This is a genomic window from Nocardia jejuensis NBRC 103114, assembly GCF_001613145.1.
GTDB classification, from domain to species: Bacteria; Actinomycetota; Actinomycetes; order Mycobacteriales; family Mycobacteriaceae; genus Nocardia; species Nocardia jejuensis.
Map to the genome: position 1 here is coordinate 1 of NZ_BDBU01000062.1, position 21,297 is coordinate 21,297.

Sequence of the window (21,297 nt, forward strand, 5' to 3'; positions counted from 1 at the left end):
GACGGCGCCACCGGAGCGGGCGCCGGCGCCGCGGCGGCGGGAACCGGAACGGTATCCGCGCCGACGGCGGCACGCTGCTCGTAATAGCCGTCCAGGGACTGCTGATTCGCGACGCGAGCGGAGGTGGACTCGTACTCCGCGCGCTCCTCACGCGGCGCGGGCGCGGGTGTCGGGGCCTCCGCCGCGGCGATCTCGTTCTGGTCCGGCAGGATGCTCGCGAGACCGCGCAGGGCGCGGCCGAAGTCGGGGTCGATCAGATCGGCGGCCGGATCATCGAGCGGCACAACGGAACCGCCGTGCGCGTCCGGCTGGTAGCGCCAGTGCGCGGCGATGACCGAACGTCCGGCCTGCCACTGCAATTGGGCGACCCAGTAGCCCTTCTCGTCTTTCCAGGCGTCCCATTCGGCGACCTCGATATTGTGGCCGCGCTCGGCGAACGCCGCGGACACGATCTCGATGAGGGTCTCGATGGCGGGGCCGTCGTTGCGCACGGGATGCGCCTTCTGCGCCAGCTCGGCGGCCCGAGCCCGTTCCAGGAGTACGGGATACGCGAAGCGCTCCACTCGACTGGCGGGCATGCCGGATTCATCGGTCACCTGCTCGACGGACGCACCGGCACGGATTCGAGCCTGGATATCGCGAGGGCGCATCGTGGCTTCCGTTTCGATCTCGATTTGGCCGAATCGGGCAAGGTCTCCGCGGGCCGCGGCACGCAGTTTGTCGTCGGCGGCGAGCCGGTACTTCTGACCGGTTTCGGTATCGATGCACACGATGTGCGCGGAATCGGGCGTCAATCCGATTACTCGAAGTTCACGCACCGTTACCTCCTTGTCACTGCATCACACTCAGCGCTGCGTTTTTACAGCGCACAGGCTCGCGACATCGCCCACGTTTCTGGAACAGTAGTGCACTTCTGTGGTTCGTGGGGCGAGACACGCGGCGCGAAAATCTGTCGCCAGACTCCCGCGCCGCATACTGTGTCTTCTTTGGACCTTCCGAATCTCTCCGGAGGGCTACCTGTTTCGGGTTCAGCCGATCTTCTCGACGACCCAATCGATGCAGCGGGTCAGCTGTGACACGTCCTCGGGATCGATCGCCGGGAACATTCCGATACGCAGCTGGTTACGACCCAGCTTACGGTACGGCTCGGTATCGACGATTCCGTTGGCGCGCAGCACCTTCGCCACCTGCGCGGCGTCCACCGACTCCGAGAAATCGATGGTGCCGACGACCTGCGAGCGCAGCGCCGGGTTCTGTACGAACGGAGTCGCGTACTCGCTGGTCTCGGCCCACGAGTACAGCCGCGAGGAGGAATCCGCGGTGCGCTTCACGGCCCAGTCCAAACCGCCGTTGCCATTGAGCCATTCGATCTGGTTCGCGAACAGCAACAGCGTGGCGAGCGCGGGCGTGTTGTAGGTCTGGTCCTTGGTGGAGTTGTCGACCGCGATCGGCAGCGACAGGAATTCCGGTGTCCAGCGACCCGAGTTCTTGATCTCCTCGACGCGCTCGAGCGCCTTCGGGCTCATCAGCGCGATCCACAGGCCGCCGTCGGCGGCGAAGCACTTCTGCGGCGCGAAGTAGTACACATCGGTGTCGGCGACGTTCACCGGCAGACCGCCGGCGCCGGAGGTGGCGTCGATGGCGACGAGGGCGTGATCCGAATTCGCCGGGCGGGTGATCGGGATCGCGACACCGGTGGAGGTCTCGTTGTGCGCCCAGCCGATCAGGTCGACGGACGGATCCGAGGTCGGCTCGGGGGCGTCGCCCGGCTCCGACTTGATGACGATCGGGTCGCCGATGAACGGGTTGCCCTTGGCCACCGAGGCGAACTTCGAGGAGAACTCGCCGTTGCTCAGGTGCAGCGACTTCTCCCGGATCAGGCCGAACGCGGCGGCGTCCCAGAACGCCGTGGTGCCACCGTTGCCGAGGACGACCTCGTAACCGTCCGGCAGCGCGAACAATTCACGCAGGCCGGTGCGCACCCGCGCCACTACGTCCTTGACCGGCTTCTGCCGGTGCGAGGTGCCGAACACGGAGGCGCCGGTGTCCACCAGGGACTGCAGCTGTTCGGGACGCACCTTGGAAGGTCCGCAGCCGAACCGTCCATCGGCGGGCTTGAGATCGTCGGGGATGGTCGGGAACGCAGAGGTCATGGCGACCAGAATAAAGCGTGGTAATCCCCATCCGAGCGGGTGGGTAGGCGTCTCGAATCGATCCGACCAGGCGGTTCGGCACGCCGACTCCGCACACACCGCGTAACGCTGTGTCACATGCCACATTGCTATTACGGTTTACCGCCATGGACAAGGCCGCGCACGAGCGACCCGGCACCACCTCCGACGACCCGAGCGTGTCCGCGAATCCTGGACGCGCGCAACGCAGGACGGAGAATTCCGACGATCGTCCGCGTCCCGGGCTGTTCCGCCGCGGCCTCGCCGGACTGCGACTGTCCTCCCAATTCGGCTCGCGAGGGTTGAACCGCCGGGGCCCGGCCCTGGACGACGCCGCTCGCCGCGAATTGCTCCTGCACGGAGCCGAGGGCACAGCGACGGTCCTGAGCGTGCGTGACGCCCTCCCGGCATCCGCCCAGCGCTCCCCCGCCCGGCCCGGGGGCGACACCGAATTCTGGGTCCGCATCCGGCTCGAGGATCAGCATCCGTACGAGACCCGGGTGCGTCAGCGCGTGAACAGCGCCGATCAGGAGTGGATGCGGCCGGGTTCGATCATCGCCTGCCGCGTGGATCCCGGCGATCACGAGCGCGTGGTGCTCTACGTCCCCGCCATCGAGGAGACCAGCCGCACCGGAACGGCCAAGATCCTGCGCGACGGCCGCCGCGCGCGTGCCACCGTGCTCGCGGCCACCCCGGTCGCCGCGAACTACACCGGGCGCGAGGATCCGGTGCTGCGGCTGGATCTGGAACTGCACGCCTGGGACGAGCCGCTGCCCTGGCGGGTGCGGATCGTCCAGTCGGTGCCGCTGGGCGCGCTGGAGCTGATGGATCTGGGGCAGCATCTGCAGGTCGCGTTCTTCACCGTGGATCGAGGCGAATCGGTGGCGGTGGACTGGGCCGCGTCGCACCCGCTCTGAATCGATACCGCCCGCGCGATCGATACCGCGCGCGCTACGGCAGTTTCACGAACTGGAATCCGGCCGCCTTCAACGCCGGGATCGCGGCGAACATGCCGGGCCCGGTGCCGGAGTTCGGGCGGTGCATGTGCGCCAGCGCGATGCCGCCGGGCTTGGCGTTCATCATGTTCGCCCGCACCTTGTCCGCGGCGGAGGTCGCGCCGAAGTCCGCGTTGACCGAGTAGCCGACCGGTGTTTCGCCCAGATCACGCACGATCGACACCGCGACTTCGTCGTATTGCGCTGTGCCGGTGCGGAAGAAGCGCGGCGCGCTGCCCGTCAGCGCCACGAGTCGTTCGTGGTTGCGCCACACCTCGTCCACGGCCTCCTGCGCGGACGCGGTGCCCTTGATCTCGTAGGCGGAGCGGCCGGTGACCGAGAGCGGACGGTGTGCGGTGCCGTGATTGGCGAGCTCGAACAGCGGGTTGGCGGCGAGTTGCGCGGCCCGGGCGGGGTTCGCGTCGATCCAGCGCTTGTTCAGGAACAGCGTCGCGGGCACCTGCTGAGCCTGCAGCAGCGCGAGCAGATTCTCATCGACATCGTTGTTGCCGGGGCCGCCGCAGGCGTCCAGGGTGAGCGCGAATTGTTTACCGGGGGAATCGAATCCGGTCATGATGCCGGACAGGTCCATCCCCCACTGCTGCGGTTTCTGCCCCGCGTACTTGGCGGCAACGGCGTCCGGCCCGCCCTGCGTGGCGAGCGGCATCCGGGCCGGCACCACGGTGGGATCACTCCGGCCGATCAGCGGCTCGAGCAGGCGATCGGGCGAATTGCCCTTGGCCACACCACAACCGGAGGTCACGAAACCGGCCGCGAGGGCCGCACCGGCGGCGAGCAAGCGGCGCCGGGACAGTCCTGCGTCTAGCACCGATGCAGGCTATGCGAAGAAATTCGCAAGAACCAGTCCTCGGCTCACCGTTGTTCCAACCTTCGCGGCCTGGTCACCAACTCGCCACCGCAATTGCGGCAGGTGTAATCCATCGTTCGAGCACAGTCTTCACAGAACGTGCACTCGTAAGAGCAGATCGACGCGGGGCCGTCGGCGGTGAGCTCGACGACCTCGCATCGTTCGCAGCGGGTCCGCATCTCCAGTGCCACGAAACGACTCCTCCGGGAAAGGATCCGGCGCGCGAGCCGGAGCCGCATACGAGTGTGGCCCGCGGCGCACTGCCGCGGGCCACACTCGGGGAAAATGGCGGGTCAGTGGACCACGGTCTCCCAACCGGTCACGGACTCCGGGCTGCGCGGGGCCGGGCCGGTGTAGATGGCGGCCGGGCGAACCAGCTTGCCGAGCTTCTTCTGCTCGAGAATGTGCGCACACCAGCCGGCGGTGCGGCCACAGGTGAACATGGCGGGCATCATGTGCGCGGGAACCTCGGCGAAGTCCAGGATGACCGCGGCCCAGAACTCGACATTGGTCTCGATGGCGCGGTCCGGGCGACGCTCACGCAATTCGGCCAGCGCGGCCTGCTCCAGCGCGGCGGCGACCTCGTAGCGCGGGGCGTCCAGGCGCTCGGCGGTGGCGCGCAGCACGCGGGCGCGGGGATCCTCGGCGCGGTAGACCCGGTGCCCGAAGCCCATGAGCTTTTCCTTGCGATCCAGGATGCCCTTGACCAGTGCGCGTGCGTCACCGGTCTTCTCGACGCCCTCGATCATCGGGAGCACCCGGGCGGGCGCGCCGCCGTGCAGCGGGCCGGACATCGCGCCGATCGCACCCGAGAGCGAGGCGGCCACGTCGGCGCCGGTGGAGGCGATGACGCGGGCGGTGAAGGTGGAGGCGTTCATGCCGTGCTCGGCGGCGGAGACCCAGTAGGCGTCGATGGCCTCGGTGTGCTTCGGGTCCGGCTCACCCTTCCAGCGGGTCATGAACCGCTCGGTGATGGTGGTGCACTCGTCGATCTGCTTCTGCGGCACGGCGGGCTGGTAGATGCCGCGCGCGGACTGCGCCACATAGGACAGCGCCATCACCGAGGCGCGCGCCAGATTGTCGCGAGCGGTGTCGTCGTCGATGTCCAGCAGCGGCTGGTAGCCCCAGATCGGGGCGAGCATGGCCAGGCCGGCCTGCACGTCGACGCGCACGTCACCGGTGTGAATCGGCAGCGGGAAGGGCTCCGCCGGGGGCAGGCCGTGGCCGAATTCTCCGTCGACCAGGAGCGACCACACGTCACCGAAGGTGACCCGGTTCGCGACCAGGTCCTCGATATCGACGCCGCGGTAGCGAAGCGCGCCACCATCCTTGTCCGGTTCGGCGATATCGGTGGTGAAGGCCACCACGCCTTCGAGACCGCTGACGAAGTCAGCCGGGATGACAGGGCTGGGAACCGCAGCGCTGGCAGTCATGTTGTGACTCTCCTTGCAAGTCGGGCTGCCCGATCCGTGGGCGGCCACGCCGATCGCTTAGACCTTAACGCGAGCATTACTCCGGAGTAACCTCTGCCCCATGCGCGACCAGGAGAATTCCGCCACGTCCGATCTCGACATCGCGGCCATGCGCGTGGAGTACGGCGTGGACGCCGGCGACAACCATCCGGGCCTGGAAACCGACCTGGACGAGACCTGGTTGTCCGACGGCTGGGAACCGTTGCTGCGCAATTGGATCGAGCACGCCACCAGTGCCGGGATCACCGATGCCAATGCCATGGTGCTGGCCACCGTCGAGATGACCGACGAGGGCCCGCATCCGGCCTCCCGGACCGTGCTGTGCAAGGGACTCTCGCCCGAGGGTGTGACTTTTTACACCAATTACGACTCGTTCAAGGGCCGCGCCCTGGCCACGACGCCCTGGGCCTCGGCCACCTTCGTCTGGCCGGTGCTCGGGCGGCAGGTGACCGTGCGCGGTCCGGTGCGACGGGTCGGAGCCGAGGTCACGGCCGTGTACTGGCGTTCGCGGCCACGCGGATCCCAGCTGGGCGCGTGGGCGTCGCTGCAGTCGCGGCCGATCGCCTCGCGCGAGGATCTGGACCTGCAGTTGACGGAAGTCACAGAGCGCTTCGAGGGCGTGGCGGAGATCCCGGTGCCCCCGCACTGGGGCGGATTCCAGCTGCGGCCGCACTACGTGGAGTTCTGGCAGGGGCGGCGCAGCCGCATGCACAACCGGTTGCGGGTCGTGCTGGAGCCGGGCAACACCGAGGTGACCGCCATGAAGGTGGAGCGTCTACAGCCCTAGCGGCGGTGCCGATCGATGCCTGGCGGCGGTGCCGTCCGGTGCCTGGCGGCGGTGCCGAACAGCGCTGTGACACAACGGCACCGGAGCCGATCCGAGACAAGGTAATAAGTCGTGGGATCTATCACGTCCGAATGGTGGGATGTTTCGGGCGAATGACCTAGCCAAGCACTGTTTCCCGTCGCTAATGTCACGCCGGTGAAAGTGCTCGCCGACATAACCCCGCTCCGGAATCCCCACTATCGCAGGTTGTGGACCACCGGAGTCGTCACCGTCATCGGTGCGCAATTGTCGGTGGTCGCCGTACCCAAGCAGCTGTACGACATCACGCACAGCTCGTCGTATGTCGGTTTGGCCGGACTGTTCGGCCTGGTCCCGCTCATCGTGTTCGGCCTGTGGGGCGGCGCGCTGGCCGACGTCATGGACCGGCGCAAGCTGCTGCTGATCACCAGCACCGGCACCGGACTCACCGCACTCGCCTTCTGGGCGCAGGCCGCGGCGGGGCTGAACAATCCCTGGCTGGTGCTCGGACTCTTCGCGGTGCAGCAGGCGTTCTTCGCGGTGAACCAGCCTGCCCGCAGCGCCATCTATCCGCGACTGCTGCCGAAAGAGCAACTGCCGGCGGCCAATTCGCTGTCCATGACGGTCATGCAGTTCGGCGCGATCGCCGGGCCCGTGATGGCGGGCATGCTCATCCCGGTCGCCGGGCTGGCCACGCTCTATCTGCTCGACTCCATCGCGCTGCTGGCCACGCTGTGGGCCACCTGGAAACTGCCCCCGATCCCGCCGACCGGCGAATCGCGCCGGGCCGGACTCCGCGAGGTCCTGGACGGCTTCGTCTATCTGGCGACCCAGCGAATCCTGCTGGCCTCCTTCGCCGTCGATGTGATCGCCATGGTGTTCGGCATGCCGCGCGCGCTGTTCCCGGAGATCGCGCAGGACAGCTTCGGCGACACCGCGAGCAGCGGTCACGCGCTCGGCCTGCTTTTCGCGGCGATGTCGGTGGGCGCGGTGTTCGGCGGCGTCTTCTCCGGATGGCTCTCGCGCATCCGCCGCCAGGGTCTGGCCGTGGTGATCCTGATCGTGCTGTGGGGCCTGGGCATGGTGGGCTTCGGTCTGGCCGTCGGCGCGGCCGGGCACTCGCTGAGCCTCACCGTCGCGCTGTGGATCGCCTTCGCCTGCCTGGCGTTCGGCGGGGCCGTCGACATGTTCTCCGCGGCCCTGCGCACCACCATGCTGCAGTCCGTCGCGACCGACGAGATGCGCGGCCGGTTGCAGGGCGTGTTCATCGTCGTCGTGGCCGGCGGACCCCGCATCGGTGATGTTGCGCACGGTTTCGCCGCGGCCGCCGTGGGTACCGCGGCGGCCGCTGCCGGAGGCGGCGTCCTGGTGGTGATCGGCATGGTGATCGCGGCGTTGATCTTCCCGGCGTTCGTCCGATACCGAGTAGCGCGGGCGCACTCGGAGATTCGCGTCGCGTAGGCGCGCCGAGGCGGCCGATGCATATAACACATCACCGCCCGGTACCTCACCTGGCGAGGATGTGACTGTGAGGTAGAAAAGAGAGACCCTCGTTTCTCGGGCCTACTGGACAGCGGCTAGCGTTGAACCAAGCGCGTCGTCGCTACCCGCGTCCGATGCCTACGGTTTCAAGCCTGAGAGGGATTCTTCCGTGCCCGCTGAGAACATCATCAACGTCGACGACGACGCCAAGCCGGTACTGACATACCCCGGCGGCGAGTACCCGATGACCGTTGCCAAGGCTGTCGAGGGCAATGACGGAATCGACCTGGGCAAGCTGCTGGCCAGCACCGGGTACGTCACCTACGACCCCGGCTTCATGAACACCGCGTCGACCAAGTCGGCGATCACCTATATCGACGGTGAAGCGGGCATCCTGCGCTACCGGGGTTACCCGATCGACCAGCTGGCCGGTAAGTCGACCTTCATCGAGGTCAGCTACCTGCTCATCTACGGTGAGCTGCCGACCCAGGCCCAGCTGGACGATTTCACCGACCGGATCCGCCGGCACACGCTGCTGCACGAGGATCTCAAGCGCTTCTTCGACGGCTTCCCGCGCAACGCGCACCCGATGCCGGTGCTCTCCTCCGCGGTGAACGCCCTCTCGGCGTACTACCAGGACTCGCTGGACCCGCGCGATCCCGAACAGGTCGAGCTGTCCACCATCCGACTGCTGGCCAAGCTGCCGACCATCGCGGCCTACGCCTACAAGAAGTCGGTCGGTCAGCCGTTCCTCTACCCGGACAACTCGCTGTCGCTGGTGGAGAACTTCCTGCGCATGACGTTCGGCTTCCCGGCCGAGCCGTACGAGGTCGACCCCGAGGTCGCCGCGGCGCTGGACATGCTGCTGATCCTGCACGCCGATCACGAGCAGAACTGCTCGACCTCGACCGTGCGCCTGGTCGGCTCCTCGGACGCCAACCTGTTCACCTCGGTCTCCGGTGGCATCAACGCGCTCTGGGGTCCGCTGCACGGCGGCGCCAACCAGGCCGTGCTCGAGATGCTGGACGAGATCAAGGCCAACGGCGGCGACGTCAAGGAATTCATCCGCAAGGTCAAGAACAAGGAAGACGGCGTGAAGCTCATGGGCTTCGGGCACCGCGTCTACCGCAACTTCGACCCGCGCGCGACCCTGGTCAAGAAGGCCGCGGACACCATCCTGTCCAAGATCGGCGGCGACGACCAGCTGCTCGACATCGCCAAGGCGCTCGAGGAAGCCGCGCTCACCGATGACTACTTCATCGAGCGTCGCCTCTACCCGAACGTCGACTTCTACACCGGCGTCATCTACCGCGCGATGGGCTTCCCGACCCGCATGTTCACCGTCCTGTTCGCCATGGGCCGGCTGCCGGGCTGGATCGCGCACTGGCGTGAGATGCACAGCGAGCCGCTGAAGATCGGCCGTCCGCGCCAGATCTACACCGGCTACGCCGAGCGCGACTACCGCGACATCACGGGCCGCTGATCCGCGGCCGCCGACGCGATCGGCGGCCGACACAGCTTGTCGCAGACCCGCTTCCGAGTTTCGGAAGCGGGTCTGCGTCGTTTCCGGGGCAGGTCGACGGACCTGCCTCGAATCCACACCGGCGACCCGGCTTCGAATCACGCTGGGCGACAGCGGAGCTCACCTCTCCCGCTCACCCGGCGGACCACGGGCTCGACCCGCCGCCGATGATCGTTTTTCGGGCCGTTCGTGTTTACAAGCTCTTCTTAAGAATCTTGTTGGGCGGCACCGGCATTGTTCTTCTCACGAGGTCGAAACGGCCTCAGAAGTAAGAAGACCGGGGGAACTTCGGAGATTCGGGGGAATCTCCGAAGGCAGGGGATCCGAGTCGGGGGGACGGAGTCGGGGACTCCGGGAGGAGTGGAGTCGGGGGGCTCCTGGGGAACGGGGTCGGGGGATCTCGGGGGGACCTGGAGTCGGGAGACACCGGGGCAGTACGAAATCGGAGCCGGGGGGCTCCAGGGGGAAGGGACGTCGGGGAGGCGTCGGGGGCAAGGAGTGCCGGGAGGCACTGGTGGGGGTCTTCGGTGCCGGGGGGCACCGGGGAGGTACCGGATGCTGGGGGGCGTCCGGGGGGTCCGAAACGCCGGGGGGCGGCTCGGAGGGGGAAGGGATGCCGGGAAGGCATCGGTGAGGGGAAACAGGATGCGGGGGGCGTCCAGGGGACGGTGTCGGGGGGCACCGAGGGGGTCGAGTGTGCACCACCTGCCGCGAAGGGGTCGGCAGGTGGTGCACACGTCGTTTCCCGTCACATCGTTTCCGATTCGGAAATACTCATCCGGAAATATTCACGTGCGCGGGCGCGCCGATTCGTGGCATCGTCCGAGGTATGGCATCGACGAATGGCATTACCGTGCGGTCGGCCACCACGGCGGACCGCCCCGCGATCGTTCAGCTGGTAGAGACCTGTTTCGGCATGCGATACGACAAGGACGAGCTGGAGCATCAGCCGGGAATCTTCCCCGTCGAGCGTGCCCTGGTCGCGATGGACGGCGACCGGATCGTCGGGCACACCGTGGATCGGACCATGATCGTCACGGTTCCCGGCGAGCGCACCGTCGAGGCCTGCGGCGTCTCGGCGGTGGTGGTCGCTCCCACCCATCGGCGACGCGGCATCCTGCGCGAGCTCTACACGCGACAGCACGAGCGCACCGAGGCCGACGGGCTGCCGCTCACCATTTTCACCGCCAGCGAGGGCACCATCTACGGGCGCTTCGGCTACGCGCCCTCCATCGAGAGCAGCACGTTCGAGATCCACGATCCGCGTCGCGCCGAATTCCGGCCCGGCACACCGGATCCCGGCGGGGTCGAGCTGGCCGAACCGGCCGAGGCCGAGGCCGAGGCACATCTGCGCGAGGTCTACGACCGATGGCGGCGACTGGTGCCCGGCGCGCAGGAACGGCCGCCCGCCAAGTGGTCCCTGCTGATGGCCGACCCGGAACGCAATCGGGACGGGGCCTCCTCGCTGTTCGCACTGACGCATCCGGACGGATACGTGCTGTACCGCAGACGATGGAGCGAGAGCGGAAACACCGCGTTCGTGGTGGAGTTCCGCGCGGTGACGACGGAGGCGCACATCGCGCTGTGGCGAATGCTGTTGAGCCTGGACCTGGTTCACAGGATCGAGGGCTCGATCTCGGACGACGACGCACTCCCCTACCTGCTCACCGACCCGCGCCTGGTCCGGATCACTCGCCGCCACGACGAACTGTGGACGCGAATCATGGACGTGCCGGCGGCGCTGTCCGCACGCACCTACCGGCACGACCTGGATGTCACACTGGCCGTGGCGGATTCGTTCCGGAACAAGGGCGGCACGTTCGCGTTGCGGGTGCGCGACGGCATCGCCGAATGCGAACCGACCGATCGCGCACCGGATCTGGAGCTGGGCATCGATGTGCTCGGCGGACTGTACTTCGGCGCGCACCGGGCGCGAGCCTTCGCCGCCGCCAACCGGATCCAGGTGAAGGACGCCGCGGCGCTGCGGGCCTTCGACGACGCGCTCACCACCGACCGCACCGCCGAACTCGGCTGGTTCTTCTGATCCCGCGGATCCGTCCACACTGATCCACAGCGCCTGTGCACAGGCGAAAACGGCCGGGCGTCACGGGAAGTGACGACCGGCCGTCGCGTACATATACCAGCGCGTACCGATACCAGCGCGGTCGAGCTCCTATTTCTCCGCGATGGTGGCGCGGAACGGCCCGCCGATGCTGTTGAACAGCAGGTCGCCGTTCGGGAACGCCTCGACCACCGCGTACGCGCCGTTGCCGAGGTTGGTCTGGCCGAAGATGGTGCGGTGCACCGTTTCTCCGGTCTTCCAGTCCAGGCCGGTGAGTTCCCAGCCGTCGGCCTTCGAGTAGCCGTTCACGAAAACGATTCCGGCGGTGCGAGATACGGCGGGCACCATCGAGGTGGAGACCACGTCACCGCGGGTCCACGCCGACTTCCAGCTGTTCGCGCCGGGGTCCCATTCGAAACGCTGCATACCGTGCGGCGGTTCGTCGACCGGGCCGTTGGCGAGCACGTCGACGAGCCGATCCGGTGAACCGCCCGAACCGATGTTCTGAACGACGAACGCGCCGTAGCCGTTCACCACGACCGATTGCTCCGACTGCACGAATTCCGGCGGGTTGTCCAGCCCGGCGGTCACCTGGATCTGATCGGCGATCCGGTTGGACTTGGTTCCCGGCTTCTGGGTGAAGCCATCGGGAATCTTGTTGCGCCAGAACGCGACCAATTTCATATGGTCGGAGCCGTCGGTGATCACGACGAGCTCGTCGTTGTCCTTGCCGTAACCCATCAGGGTCGGGGTGGAGCCGGTGCCGATGCCGAACTTCACCGCCGGGGGCTGGCGGCCGAAGTCGTACGGGGAGGACCAGGCTCCCTCGGATTCGTCGGTGGAGAGCTTGCCGTCCTTCCACACCGCCTTGCGCATGATCTTGTCGGAGGCGAAGTAGATGCCGCCGTCCGGGTCGACGGCCATCGAATTGGAGACGGTCTCGTCGTCGCCGATGCGAATCTGCTGCGGGTCGCCGGTCAGGTCCCGGTTGAGCACGTACAGCGCGCGGGAGGCCAGCACCACCAGGTGGCCGTCGTAGGTCATGTCCGCGCCGACGATGGTCTCCGGGATCCCGAGCGTGGTCATCGAGGTCGACAGCAGCGGCTTGAAGTCCCGCTGCGCGATGATCTCGATGCCGTCTTCGGGCTTGTCCTGATCCTTCAGCGCGAACACGAACAGTTCGGCGTTCTGGTTCAGGAAGTAGAAGTGGTTGTCCTTGTCGACCATGCCGTAGACGCCATTGGCGATGCGCTGCCAGTTCGCGCCGCCCCAGTCCTGCGCGATGGCGGCCTCGATCTGGCCGGTATCGGTGAACTGCTGGTTCAGCACCTGGTCCAGCTGCGCCGGGGAGATCGGCTGCACACCGGGCGCGTCCATGGCCGCGACCTGCTTGAAGCCGCCGTCCGAGACGTCCACGTAGCGTGGCCCGGACGTGGAGGAGATCCACATGTGGTCCGGCGACGGCGAGGCCAGCGTCATGATGCTGACCGGGCCGGTAGGCACCCGCGGCATCTGCGCGGGATCGACACGGAAGGTGCCGCGCGGCACCGGCGCATCGAAACTGTCCGATTGAGCCGGGTCGAGGTGGGTGACCGCGAGTTTCTCGGCGGCCAGGTAGGGATTGCGGGCGGGACCCGAACCCGCATCGCCCGAACCCGCACCGCCCGATGACGTGGAACCCGAGGGCGTGGAACCCGAGGGCGTCGCCCCGGAGGAGGAACTGCTGCTGGAACTGTCATCGCTGCCGCATGCGGTGAGCGCGGCGGCGGTGACTGTCGCGGTGACCAGGAGCGCCGCACCGGTTCGGCGGCGCATTCGTTTGCCCACAGTGTGCTCCTATCAGTCCGAACAAATGAATGCTCGAATGCGGGTGACTGCAAGACCATCTTTTTCCGGGAACAACGCGAAGGACGCTACCTCGAGCATGAACGTCATTGATCACTCATGAAGTAGCGGAATATTAACTATTTCCAGCCGCATAGATGTGCTGCAAATCCTCTATTTCAACGACGGCACCCATGCCGTCGAGTACCCCCACTGCCGAGTCAGGGTATTTCCCGATGGTCCGGGACCCGATCCGGCTGGCATGCTGGATGGTGTGAAACCGATCCAGTTGGTGTTGAACGTGCTCTGGCTAGTGCTCGTCGGATTCTGGATGGCACTGGGTTACATCCTCGCCGGAGTGATCTGCTGCGTGCTGATCGTGACCATTCCGTGGGGCATCGCGTCGTTCCGGATCGCGTCGTTCGTCCTGTGGCCGTTCGGGCGCGAAGCGGTCGAGAAGCCCGGCTCGGGCGTCGGCTCGATGCTCGGCAACGTCGTCTGGATCATCGTCGCCGGCTGGTGGCTGGCCCTGGGGCATCTGTTCACCAGCGTCGCGCTGGCGATCACCATCATCGGAATCCCGTTCGCCTGGGCGAATCTGAAGCTGATCCCGGTGTCGCTGTTCCCGCTGGGTCGCGAGATCGTATCGAGCGACCGGGCTTTCGGGTACTGAGCGCTTTCGAGTACGAGGGCTTTCGAGTACCGGGCGCCGCGACCGATACCGAGGACTACTCGGATTCGTCGACGATCTGCTTCATGATCGACACCGCTTCGCTGAGCACCAGCAGCTGCTCCGGGCGCAGACCCGAGAGCTGCTCGGTCATCCAGGCCTCGCGCGCGTGGGTCTCGTCGGCGATCAGCGCGCGGCCGGCCGCGGACAGCGACACGATGATCTGCCGGCCGTCGGTGGGATGCGGATTGCGTTCCACCAGGCTCATTTCCGACAGCGAGGCGATCACCCGGGTCATGGACGGCGGTTGCACGCGCTCCTTGGCGGCGAGCGAACCGGGCGTCATCGCACCCTCACGATTGAGCGTCGCGAGCGCGGACAGCTGGGTCAGCGAAATCTGAGCATCGCTGCGCCTTCCCCGCAGGTGTCGCGTCAAGCGCACCACCGCCAGCGAGAGGTCACCGGCGAGCGCTCGAATATCGGAAGGCGTTGTCACAGAGGCAAACGATACGGGACCGTTCGCGACCGGGTCGCCGGTTCGCGCGGTCCGCCCCGCACAGGCGCGACATGCAGGATCGAGGTGCCATCGGCGCGCTCACGTACCGACCGGTACGTGAGCGCGCCGCCCCACGCAGACCCTCTACCCTGGACCTCGTGACTCAGCCCGTGCCCGAGATTCCCTCGCGCCTCACCGACCCGCGCCCGGTCCTGGCCATCGGCAGCCTCGGCTGGTTGATAGCCACCATCGTGGTGTGGTGCAACGACAATTGGGCCGACGCCCGGCCGATATGTCTCATGGGTCTGGCGGTCGGACTACTCGGCTACAGCATCTTCGCCATTCAGCGTCGCGGCGCACGGCGCGGCGACAAGGGTGCACAACTCGGCTTGGAGTAAATCGCACGGGAGCGAACCGCAGGTCTGCGCGAACGGTCCAGACAAGACTTCGGGAGCGCACGAATTGACTGCGCGCGTTTGGACGACTTAACTCCCTGGAGTGTCCTCCCGATTGAGCGTCGAAGAACGACGGGCCCACCTTATCGAGGCGGCCATCGGCCTTGCCGAAAAAAAGGGCGTGGCAGGAGTAACCACGCGCGATGTTGCTCAGGCTGCCGGTGTTTCCCTCGGTGTGGTGCATTACTGTTTCGAAAACAAGGATCAGCTCATGACCGAGCTGGTCAAGGCGCTATCGATGGAATTGCGTGATTCCGTCGATGCCAACGAAACAGTATGGCAGGACGTCGGAAGCGGAAAAGAAGCGCTTCAGAAATTGGTGCGCGCCGCCCTGGAACTCATGTGGCTCAATGTCGAAGCTACTCCCGAACGTCAACTACTCACCTACGAAACCACCACCTACGCACTGCGCGAAGGCGAATCGACACCGGCGAAACTCGCTATTGCCCGCGAGCAGTACACGTTCAACGACACCACGCTCACCGATGTCATCGAGCACGCCCGCGAAGCAACCGGAAATACGTGGACGGTCCCGGTCGGCACCCTGAGCCGGTTCGTGCTCAACACCATCGACGGCATCGTGCTGCGCTGGCTGGTCGACAACGACAGTGCCGCTGTCCGTGAGCAATTGGACCTCGTCGCCGCCATGGTCACCTCGCACGCGGTCTGAGTCGCACAGCCTCCGGCCCCGCCCGATTTCCCTCGGGCCTCGAAACGACAACGCCCGCACCGGATTCCGGTGCGGGCGTTTCGGTATGTCGGGCCCGGCCGGTCAGGCCCTCGGCTGTGCCTGCACGTGGGTCACCTCGCCCTCGCGCCACCAGGGCACCGCGACGGTGCCCTCGTACGCACCCGACAGGCGGACTCGCAGATCCTCGTGCACGACGAGATCACCTGTGGCACGGGGAAGATCGAACTGCAGGCGCAGCAGCACGCCCAGCGGATCCGCACTCCAGGAGGTGGCGCGCCCCTGCCCCAGCACCTCGGCGGTGACCGCCTCGGAGACCAGCGGAAGATCCAGCAGCTCGGCCAGCGCGGGCGCGGTCTCGAGATCACCGACCACCAGGCGATCCGCGGGCACCGCGAGGCCGAACCAGGGCTGATCCAGCACCAGCGCGTCCGAGGAATCGATGACCGCACCGGACAGGGCGCGGACCTGACTCGGCAGCACCATCTGCTCGAGATCCAGCAGGCCCGCCGCCGCAGCCTCGGCCATGCGGCTGTAGGTCTGCGAAATCGCCTCGGGGACGGGCACTCTCGCCGGATCCGCGAGGGCGTCGACCAGCTCTTCCAGCAGTGCGGGAGTGATCACGTCCGGATCGGCGAGCACACCGCGCAGCACCGTCAGGTCGGGTCCGGCGAAGCCCGGGAGCTGCGGGAGCAGGCCCTGGAAGTACCGGTCGTCCGGATGCCGCATGACACCCAGTTCGATGCCGTCGATATGCGCGTGATGGCGCAGCCACCAGGCGGTGTAGCCGTCCCGGTCGGCCAGCAGCGGGCGGGTGATCTCGTCGGACAGCAACAGGCGCAAGGCTTCCGGCCATTGCGCGTCGTCGACCAGATCCAGATCGCGGACGGCCAGCAGGCGCGGCGGATCCTCCGCCAGCCCGTCCCACCAGGAGTCCTCGTCGTCCAGATCATGATCCGGGCCGGTCGGGTCGGCCTCCGCGACGACGGTGAAACTCCAGTTGACGCCGACGGCCCGCAGGGCCTCCACGCCGTAGCGCCGCACCGTCTCGTCCGAGATGGTGGCGAACGGCGAATCCGGCAGCAGCACCCGGGCGAGCGGGGCGTCCGGCAGCAGCAGTTCGTCCGCGTGCAGGAGTTCGCCTTCGGCGGAGGGCAATTCGATCAGGCCGAGCCAGGAGGGCAGCGCCCCGGGGGCGGGCAGGACGTGCGCGGCCAGGCCGAGCACGGCGTCCACGGTATCGGGATCGCCCGGATCGTCCTCGAGGTGCGCCCGCAGAGCGGGATCGTTCAGCAGTTCCTGCGCAGTGGCCGGGAGCGCACCGAGGCGGCCCAGCAATTCGTGCGCCGCCTCGGGATGCACCAGCCGGGCCCAGTGCACCGGAATCGGGCTAGCCAGGCGGTCGTCCAGCACCGTGGTGCGCGGGCCGGTCACCAGGCGGCCGTCCACCAGCGGCACCGCGAGCGCACCCAGCTCCTCCACCGACAGCGGGTCGGTGACGAAGGCTTCCAGGGCCGCGTACAGCGAAAACCACCAGCGCGGTTCACGTTCGAGGCTGTTGGACAGCTCCGCGATCCGGGCCAAGCCGATCCGGTGCACGTCCAGAACGGCCAGCGCGTCCGAGCTCTGACGGCCGGACAGCTCGGGAACGACCAGGGGCTCCACGATGTCGGCCAGCAGACCCGCCAGTTCGGTGGTGACACCGGTGAAGGCGCTCGCGCGGCGCGGGGCGGCGTCGGGGCCGTGCAGCACGGGCAGCCAATCCTGCTCGCGCAGTTCGGCGATCATCGCCTCGCGCAGCAGACTGTCGGCCTCGCTGCGCGCGAAACCGGCGGCCGGGACCAGGACCAGGCGATCGCGCACCGGCAGCGATCGGGCGAAATCGGCGTAGCCCGACACCACTTCGGCCAGCCGGGCGCCCGGGAGCAGACGGCGGCGGTCCGGCTGCATGGGGACGTCCGCGATCAGCAGGGCGGGGAGGGAGAGTTCCTCGTCCGAGCGGGTCGGAGCGCGCAGCACATCCGGCCTGGTGTGCACGGGCCGGCCGTTGCGGATCGGAATCAGCCAGCGCGCCTTGGCAGTTCGGAACTGCCACCAGACCCGGACCTCGGTGTCGGGGCCGGTGATCCGGAGTTCCTGCACGCCGGTGAATTCCGGGACCGAACCGGCGGCAAGGGTTCCCGCACCACGGATCTCGTCGTCGAGCAGCAGGACCGGGTCCGTCCGGTCGGCGACGTCACCGTCGTCCGGGTTCGCGCCGAACCCGGCTGCGGTGCCGTCGAGGTCGCCGTCGGACCGATCCGGTTCAGCGGCAGAGAAATCCGCACCCACCGACCGGTGCCCCGGCTGCGACGACCCGGTGACGGGAAGTGCCCAGTCGTCCTCGCTGTCGTCCGCCTCGGGGGTGACGGGTCGCGCCCAGTCCTCGTCGGCGGCCGTATCCGCCTCAGGTACCGGCAGAATCCAGCTGTCGATGCCACCGCCGGTCTCCGGGAGCGCCCACTCGTCGATGGCGTCGCTGCCCGGGCCGGCCAGGAACGAACCGTCGCCCGGCTGGAGATCCCGGACGGCGCTGGTGATCTCGTCCTCGCCGATCTGCACACTCCGCAGCGCGGGCAGTTCCAGCAGCAGATCGACTGCCTCGCCGCGCATTCCGGTCAGCAGCTCGTCGATATCGACATCGTCGCGGACCCGCAGCACGACCTCGCTGTCGAATCCGGCGGCGGGCTTGTCCTGACTGGGCCAGGCCAGCCGCAGTGCGGGCGGCGCGAAATCCGGGTCGCTGTCCGGGATTCGGATGCCCTCGGCGCGCAGCGCCTCCCAGGTGTCGGCCCGGGAGAACCGCACCGAACCCTGCCCCGACCGGAACTGCACCTCGTCGGACACCGCCAGCACGGCGGTGAAGCCGACACCGAACTGCCCGACCGAGGATTCGCTCGCCGTCTTCGACGACGCACGTAGCGCGGTCAGTGCGTGCACTCCCGAAGTATCCAGTGTCACACCGGTATTGGCCACATGCAGGGTCTGACCCTCGAACCACACCGAGACCCGTCCCGGTACCCCGGCCTTGGCCGCGGCGTCCGCCGCGTTCTGCGCCAGTTCGGTCAGCACCCGATCCCGGTATCCGGCGCGCACCAGATCCGCCTCGGTCGCCGCGTCCTCGCGCAACCGGGTGGGCGAATCCCGCCAGGCGGCCAGCACCCCCGCTCGCAGCGCCGCCGTCCCGAACGGATCCCCCGTCTCATCGATGCCCATGCCCCACACCCCTTCCCGACCACACAGCGCCGCAGCTCACGACATACCTCGAATTCCAGACCGTACCGACGACGAACCGCTCCGCACCACCGCTACCACCGACTCCCTGCCCAGGCCCCGGCGACGATTCCGGGGTCGGCCGGGCGGCACGCACCGCCGATCGCACCCGAAACCTCCCTCCGCCCGGCCCGCATCACACGGCCGGACGTGACCGAGCCGACCTCCGTTCGTGAACGAACGCGCCTGCGATCCCTCAGCACCATGGGCCTTTCGAGCAGCGAGACAGATCGGCGGACAGAGGACTTCCAGGACCGGGATCCCCGCCGACCACGTCGGCGTGCGAGCTCGCGCGCGGTCCATCCCCGAGGGGCCGGGGCGGATCCGGTGTGCGCCCCGGGCGCGGTGTGCCGCCGAGGGATTCGGCCTGACCTCAGTTGTGTTCCGGCGCTCCGGGCTCATCGGGGGCGGCTTCGGATTCCACGCGCACCGAGCTGACGGCCCAGGCGTCGTCGTAGGCGGCATCCGGGTCGGTGACGTCGAACAGGGTGATCGGGGCCGCGTCGGCATCGGCCGCCGGGGCGGCGGAATCGGCAACGGCGGAATCGGCAACGGCCGCTTCGGGTTCCGGATCGCCGGTCACCGAATCCACTGCCGCGCTTGCGCTGTCGGCTGTCGAACCGAGCTCGGAATCCGGCTGGGAGGCGCGCTCCTCGACCACGACGGTCTCGGTTGCCTCGGAAGCCTGTTCCGCTGCCGGGGATTCGACCCGGGGGCGGAACTCGGCGGTGGGGATGATGTCGAAGGCGGCGTCGTCGTAGGCCTCGTAGGCGGGGGAACCGCCGCCGGTGGGGAGTTCGACGTCGGAGTGCGCGCCACAGCCGTATTCGAGGCTGACCACGCGGCCGTCCGCGCCCATGGCATTGGCGCAGACGCCGAAGGCGGCGCTCAGGGAACCGGCCAGCGGGGTGAAGAAGCCGCACACCCCGCAGGTGGCGGGGGCCGAGCGAGCCATCTCGGTATCGGGACCGAATTCGGCGTACCAGCGGTCGGCGGCCTCGAGGCGGCCCTCGCGGCTCAGCACCTGCGGGCGGCCGAGGCCGAGCCGCAGGGCGACGTCGTCGACGGCCGGGTCGCCGGTGGCGACGTAGCCGGGCACGAGGCGCGGGTCGTTCCGCGGCGGCGCGAGCAGATCACCGGGAGACAGATCACCCGGGCGGATGCGCTGTTCCCACGGCAGGAAGTCCGGCGCGATGAGCGCGTCGGGGCCGGGCAGCAGCGCGGATTCACTGACGGTCGCGTAGGTGGCTTCGGGTGGTGCGGCCACCACGACGGCCCACTGCCAGCCGCGATAGCCCGGCAGCGTGGCCTCGAAGTGGTGCGTCGCGGCAGTGTCGTCCTCGGCGGTCACCCCCAGATGCCGGCCCACACCACGGGGTTCCAGCTCCACGAGCGCACGGCGAGCCAGGTCGACCGCCTCCGCCAGGATCGGCCGTACAACGGACTCCGAAACTCCAACCGCGCTCACGCCCTACATTTTGCCGTATGGAGCGCAAACGCCGTGCACCGGTAGCGGCCGTACCGATAGTGCTGACCACAGCCGTGGCCCTGGCCGTGACTACTTCCGCCTGTGGGCACTCCGGCGACACGCCGAGACTGCGCGCTGAGGTGATCGCGACACGCCCGCACGATCCGACCGCGTTCACCGAGGGCCTCGAGGTGGACGCGACCATCCTGTACGAGAGCACCGGCTTGTCCGGACAGTCCTATGTGCGCGCCACCGACCTCGAGACCGGAACCGAGCTCGGGCGCGCCGACCTGCCCGCACCCCTGTTCGGCGAGGGCATCACCCGCGCGGGCGACGTGCTGTGGCAGCTCACGTACCGCGACCACGTCGCCATCGCCCGCGACCCGGACACCCTGGCCGAGCTGCGCCGCGTCACCTACGACGGGGAGGGCTGGGGCCTGTGCGCCCGGGCCGGGCGCGTGGTGATGAGCAACGGCACCGACACCCTCACCTTCCGCGATCCGCTGACCTTCGCCGTGACCGGCACGGTGAGGCTCACCTCGCACACCGATGCCCACCCCAACGAACTCGATTGCGCCCCCGACGGTTCCCTCTACGCCAACGACTGGCCGTCCGAGCGAATCCTGCGCATCGACCCCGACACCGGCGACGTCCTGGACGTCATCGACGCCTCCGGCCTGCTCCCCCGCGGTTCTCGCACCCCCGACACGGACGTCCTCAACGGCATCGCCCACCTGCCCGGCACCGATCACTTCCTGCTCACCGGCAAGAAGTGGCCCTTCACCTACGAGGTCCGCTTCGTCCCGGCCTGACCACCGGATCCACCGACGGCACGAGGCTGCCGGACGACCGGATCCTCGCCGCCCGAATCCGGTGGCCGAATCGGACAGGGGGCTGGACGAGTCGTCCGAAAGCAGCGAATCGAGCGGATTTACGAACCGGACAGTCGGCCTTATGTGGCCGATCAGTCCGAAATGGTCGATATGACTGCTCAAAGTGAGGTTTAC

At 67.9% G+C, this 21,297-nt stretch carries 18 protein-coding genes; 9 read left to right on the forward strand and 9 right to left on the reverse strand.

Translation table 11 applies throughout. The features are described 5' to 3' along the window. Both sepH and serC read right to left on the reverse strand, forming a co-directional pair. On the reverse strand, positions 1–818 hold an 818-nt coding region (gene sepH / locus NJ1_RS34865), incomplete at its 3' end, for a septation protein SepH (RefSeq protein WP_067703739.1). Positions 819–1,028: 210 nt separating this feature from the next. Continuing rightward, positions 1,029–2,153: a phosphoserine transaminase gene (gene serC / locus NJ1_RS34870; RefSeq protein WP_067703647.1), complete on the reverse strand. Its 1,125-nt coding sequence runs from the start codon at positions 2,151–2,153 to the stop codon at positions 1,029–1,031. 146 nt (positions 2,154–2,299) lie between these two features. On the opposite strand from serC, the gene NJ1_RS34875 reads away from it, so the two are divergent. Then, positions 2,300–3,088 (forward strand): hypothetical protein, encoded by a 789-nt coding sequence (locus NJ1_RS34875; protein ID WP_245717714.1) that lies wholly within the window; start codon positions 2,300–2,302, stop codon positions 3,086–3,088. A gap of 34 nt (positions 3,089–3,122) precedes the next feature. Here the strand turns inward: NJ1_RS34875 and NJ1_RS34880 are convergent, their stop codons facing one another. From NJ1_RS34880 to NJ1_RS34885, 3 genes are read right to left on the reverse strand one after another with little or no spacing between them, the layout of a single operon-like run. Further along, positions 3,123–3,995, reverse strand: a complete 873-nt coding sequence (locus tag NJ1_RS34880; protein ID WP_245717715.1) for a polysaccharide deacetylase family protein — start codon at positions 3,993–3,995, stop codon at positions 3,123–3,125. A 44-nt stretch (positions 3,996–4,039) separates the two neighbouring features. Beyond that, complete coding sequence (locus NJ1_RS38570) at positions 4,040–4,273, reverse strand: DUF1272 domain-containing protein (RefSeq protein ID WP_084479173.1); 234 nt, start codon at positions 4,271–4,273, stop codon at positions 4,040–4,042. A 54-nt stretch (positions 4,274–4,327) separates the two neighbouring features. Next, positions 4,328–5,467 carry a citrate synthase 2 gene (locus NJ1_RS34885; protein ID WP_067703650.1) on the reverse strand — a complete coding sequence of 380 codons (1,140 nt, stop codon included), beginning with the start codon at positions 5,465–5,467 and terminating at the stop codon, positions 4,328–4,330. Between the two features lie 100 nt (positions 5,468–5,567). On the opposite strand from NJ1_RS34885, the gene pdxH reads away from it, so the two are divergent. The 4 genes from pdxH (at position 5,568) to NJ1_RS34905 (ending at position 11,359) form a co-directional block, all read left to right on the forward strand. Further along, entirely contained in the window at positions 5,568–6,293 is a 726-nt protein-coding gene (pdxH, locus tag NJ1_RS34890) for a pyridoxamine 5'-phosphate oxidase (protein WP_067703652.1), read from the forward strand. Between the two features lie 195 nt (positions 6,294–6,488). Further along, on the forward strand, positions 6,489–7,772 hold the full coding sequence (locus tag NJ1_RS34895; RefSeq protein ID WP_067703654.1) for an MFS transporter: 1,284 nt from the start codon (positions 6,489–6,491) through the stop codon (positions 7,770–7,772). 190 nt (positions 7,773–7,962) lie between these two features. Then, positions 7,963–9,276, forward strand: a complete 1,314-nt coding sequence (locus tag NJ1_RS34900) for a citrate synthase (RefSeq protein WP_084479174.1) — start codon at positions 7,963–7,965, stop codon at positions 9,274–9,276. An 868-nt stretch (positions 9,277–10,144) separates the two neighbouring features. Continuing rightward, positions 10,145–11,359: a GNAT family N-acetyltransferase gene (locus NJ1_RS34905; protein WP_067703657.1), complete on the forward strand. Its 1,215-nt coding sequence runs from the start codon at positions 10,145–10,147 to the stop codon at positions 11,357–11,359. A gap of 129 nt (positions 11,360–11,488) precedes the next feature. Here the strand turns inward: NJ1_RS34905 and NJ1_RS34910 are convergent, their stop codons facing one another. Continuing rightward, positions 11,489–13,204, reverse strand: a complete 1,716-nt coding sequence (locus tag NJ1_RS34910) for a hypothetical protein (protein WP_218025309.1) — start codon at positions 13,202–13,204, stop codon at positions 11,489–11,491. A 259-nt stretch (positions 13,205–13,463) separates the two neighbouring features. Here NJ1_RS34910 and NJ1_RS34915 point away from each other — a divergent pair, with 259 nt between their 5' ends. Further along, complete coding sequence (locus NJ1_RS34915) at positions 13,464–13,874, forward strand: YccF domain-containing protein (protein WP_218025310.1); 411 nt, start codon at positions 13,464–13,466, stop codon at positions 13,872–13,874. 55 nt (positions 13,875–13,929) lie between these two features. Here NJ1_RS34915 and NJ1_RS34920 read toward each other — a convergent pair whose 3' ends face one another. Continuing rightward, positions 13,930–14,367: a MarR family winged helix-turn-helix transcriptional regulator gene (locus tag NJ1_RS34920; RefSeq protein ID WP_067703659.1), complete on the reverse strand. Its 438-nt coding sequence runs from the start codon at positions 14,365–14,367 to the stop codon at positions 13,930–13,932. A gap of 158 nt (positions 14,368–14,525) precedes the next feature. Between NJ1_RS34920 and NJ1_RS34925 the strand changes: the two genes are divergently transcribed. Then, positions 14,526–14,765 carry a DUF2530 domain-containing protein gene (locus NJ1_RS34925; RefSeq protein ID WP_067703753.1) on the forward strand — a complete coding sequence of 80 codons (240 nt, stop codon included), beginning with the start codon at positions 14,526–14,528 and terminating at the stop codon, positions 14,763–14,765. Between the two features lie 112 nt (positions 14,766–14,877). Then, positions 14,878–15,492, forward strand: a complete 615-nt coding sequence (locus tag NJ1_RS34930) for a TetR/AcrR family transcriptional regulator (RefSeq protein WP_245717716.1) — start codon at positions 14,878–14,880, stop codon at positions 15,490–15,492. A gap of 102 nt (positions 15,493–15,594) precedes the next feature. On the opposite strand, the gene NJ1_RS40740 is transcribed toward NJ1_RS34930, so the two are convergent. Further along, the gene (locus NJ1_RS40740) at positions 15,595–18,765 is read right to left on the reverse strand and encodes a sacsin N-terminal ATP-binding-like domain-containing protein (RefSeq protein WP_067703665.1); all 3,171 of its coding nucleotides are present in this window, start codon (positions 18,763–18,765) and stop codon (positions 15,595–15,597) included. A gap of 430 nt (positions 18,766–19,195) precedes the next feature. Next, on the reverse strand, positions 19,196–20,290 hold the full coding sequence (locus NJ1_RS34940) for a DUF3027 domain-containing protein (RefSeq protein ID WP_084479176.1): 1,095 nt from the start codon (positions 20,288–20,290) through the stop codon (positions 19,196–19,198). Positions 20,291–20,307: 17 nt separating this feature from the next. Between NJ1_RS34940 and NJ1_RS34945 the strand changes: the two genes are divergently transcribed. Further along, entirely contained in the window at positions 20,308–21,102 is a 795-nt protein-coding gene (locus tag NJ1_RS34945) for a glutaminyl-peptide cyclotransferase (protein WP_067703670.1), read from the forward strand. The last annotated feature ends 195 nt before the right edge of the window (positions 21,103–21,297 follow it).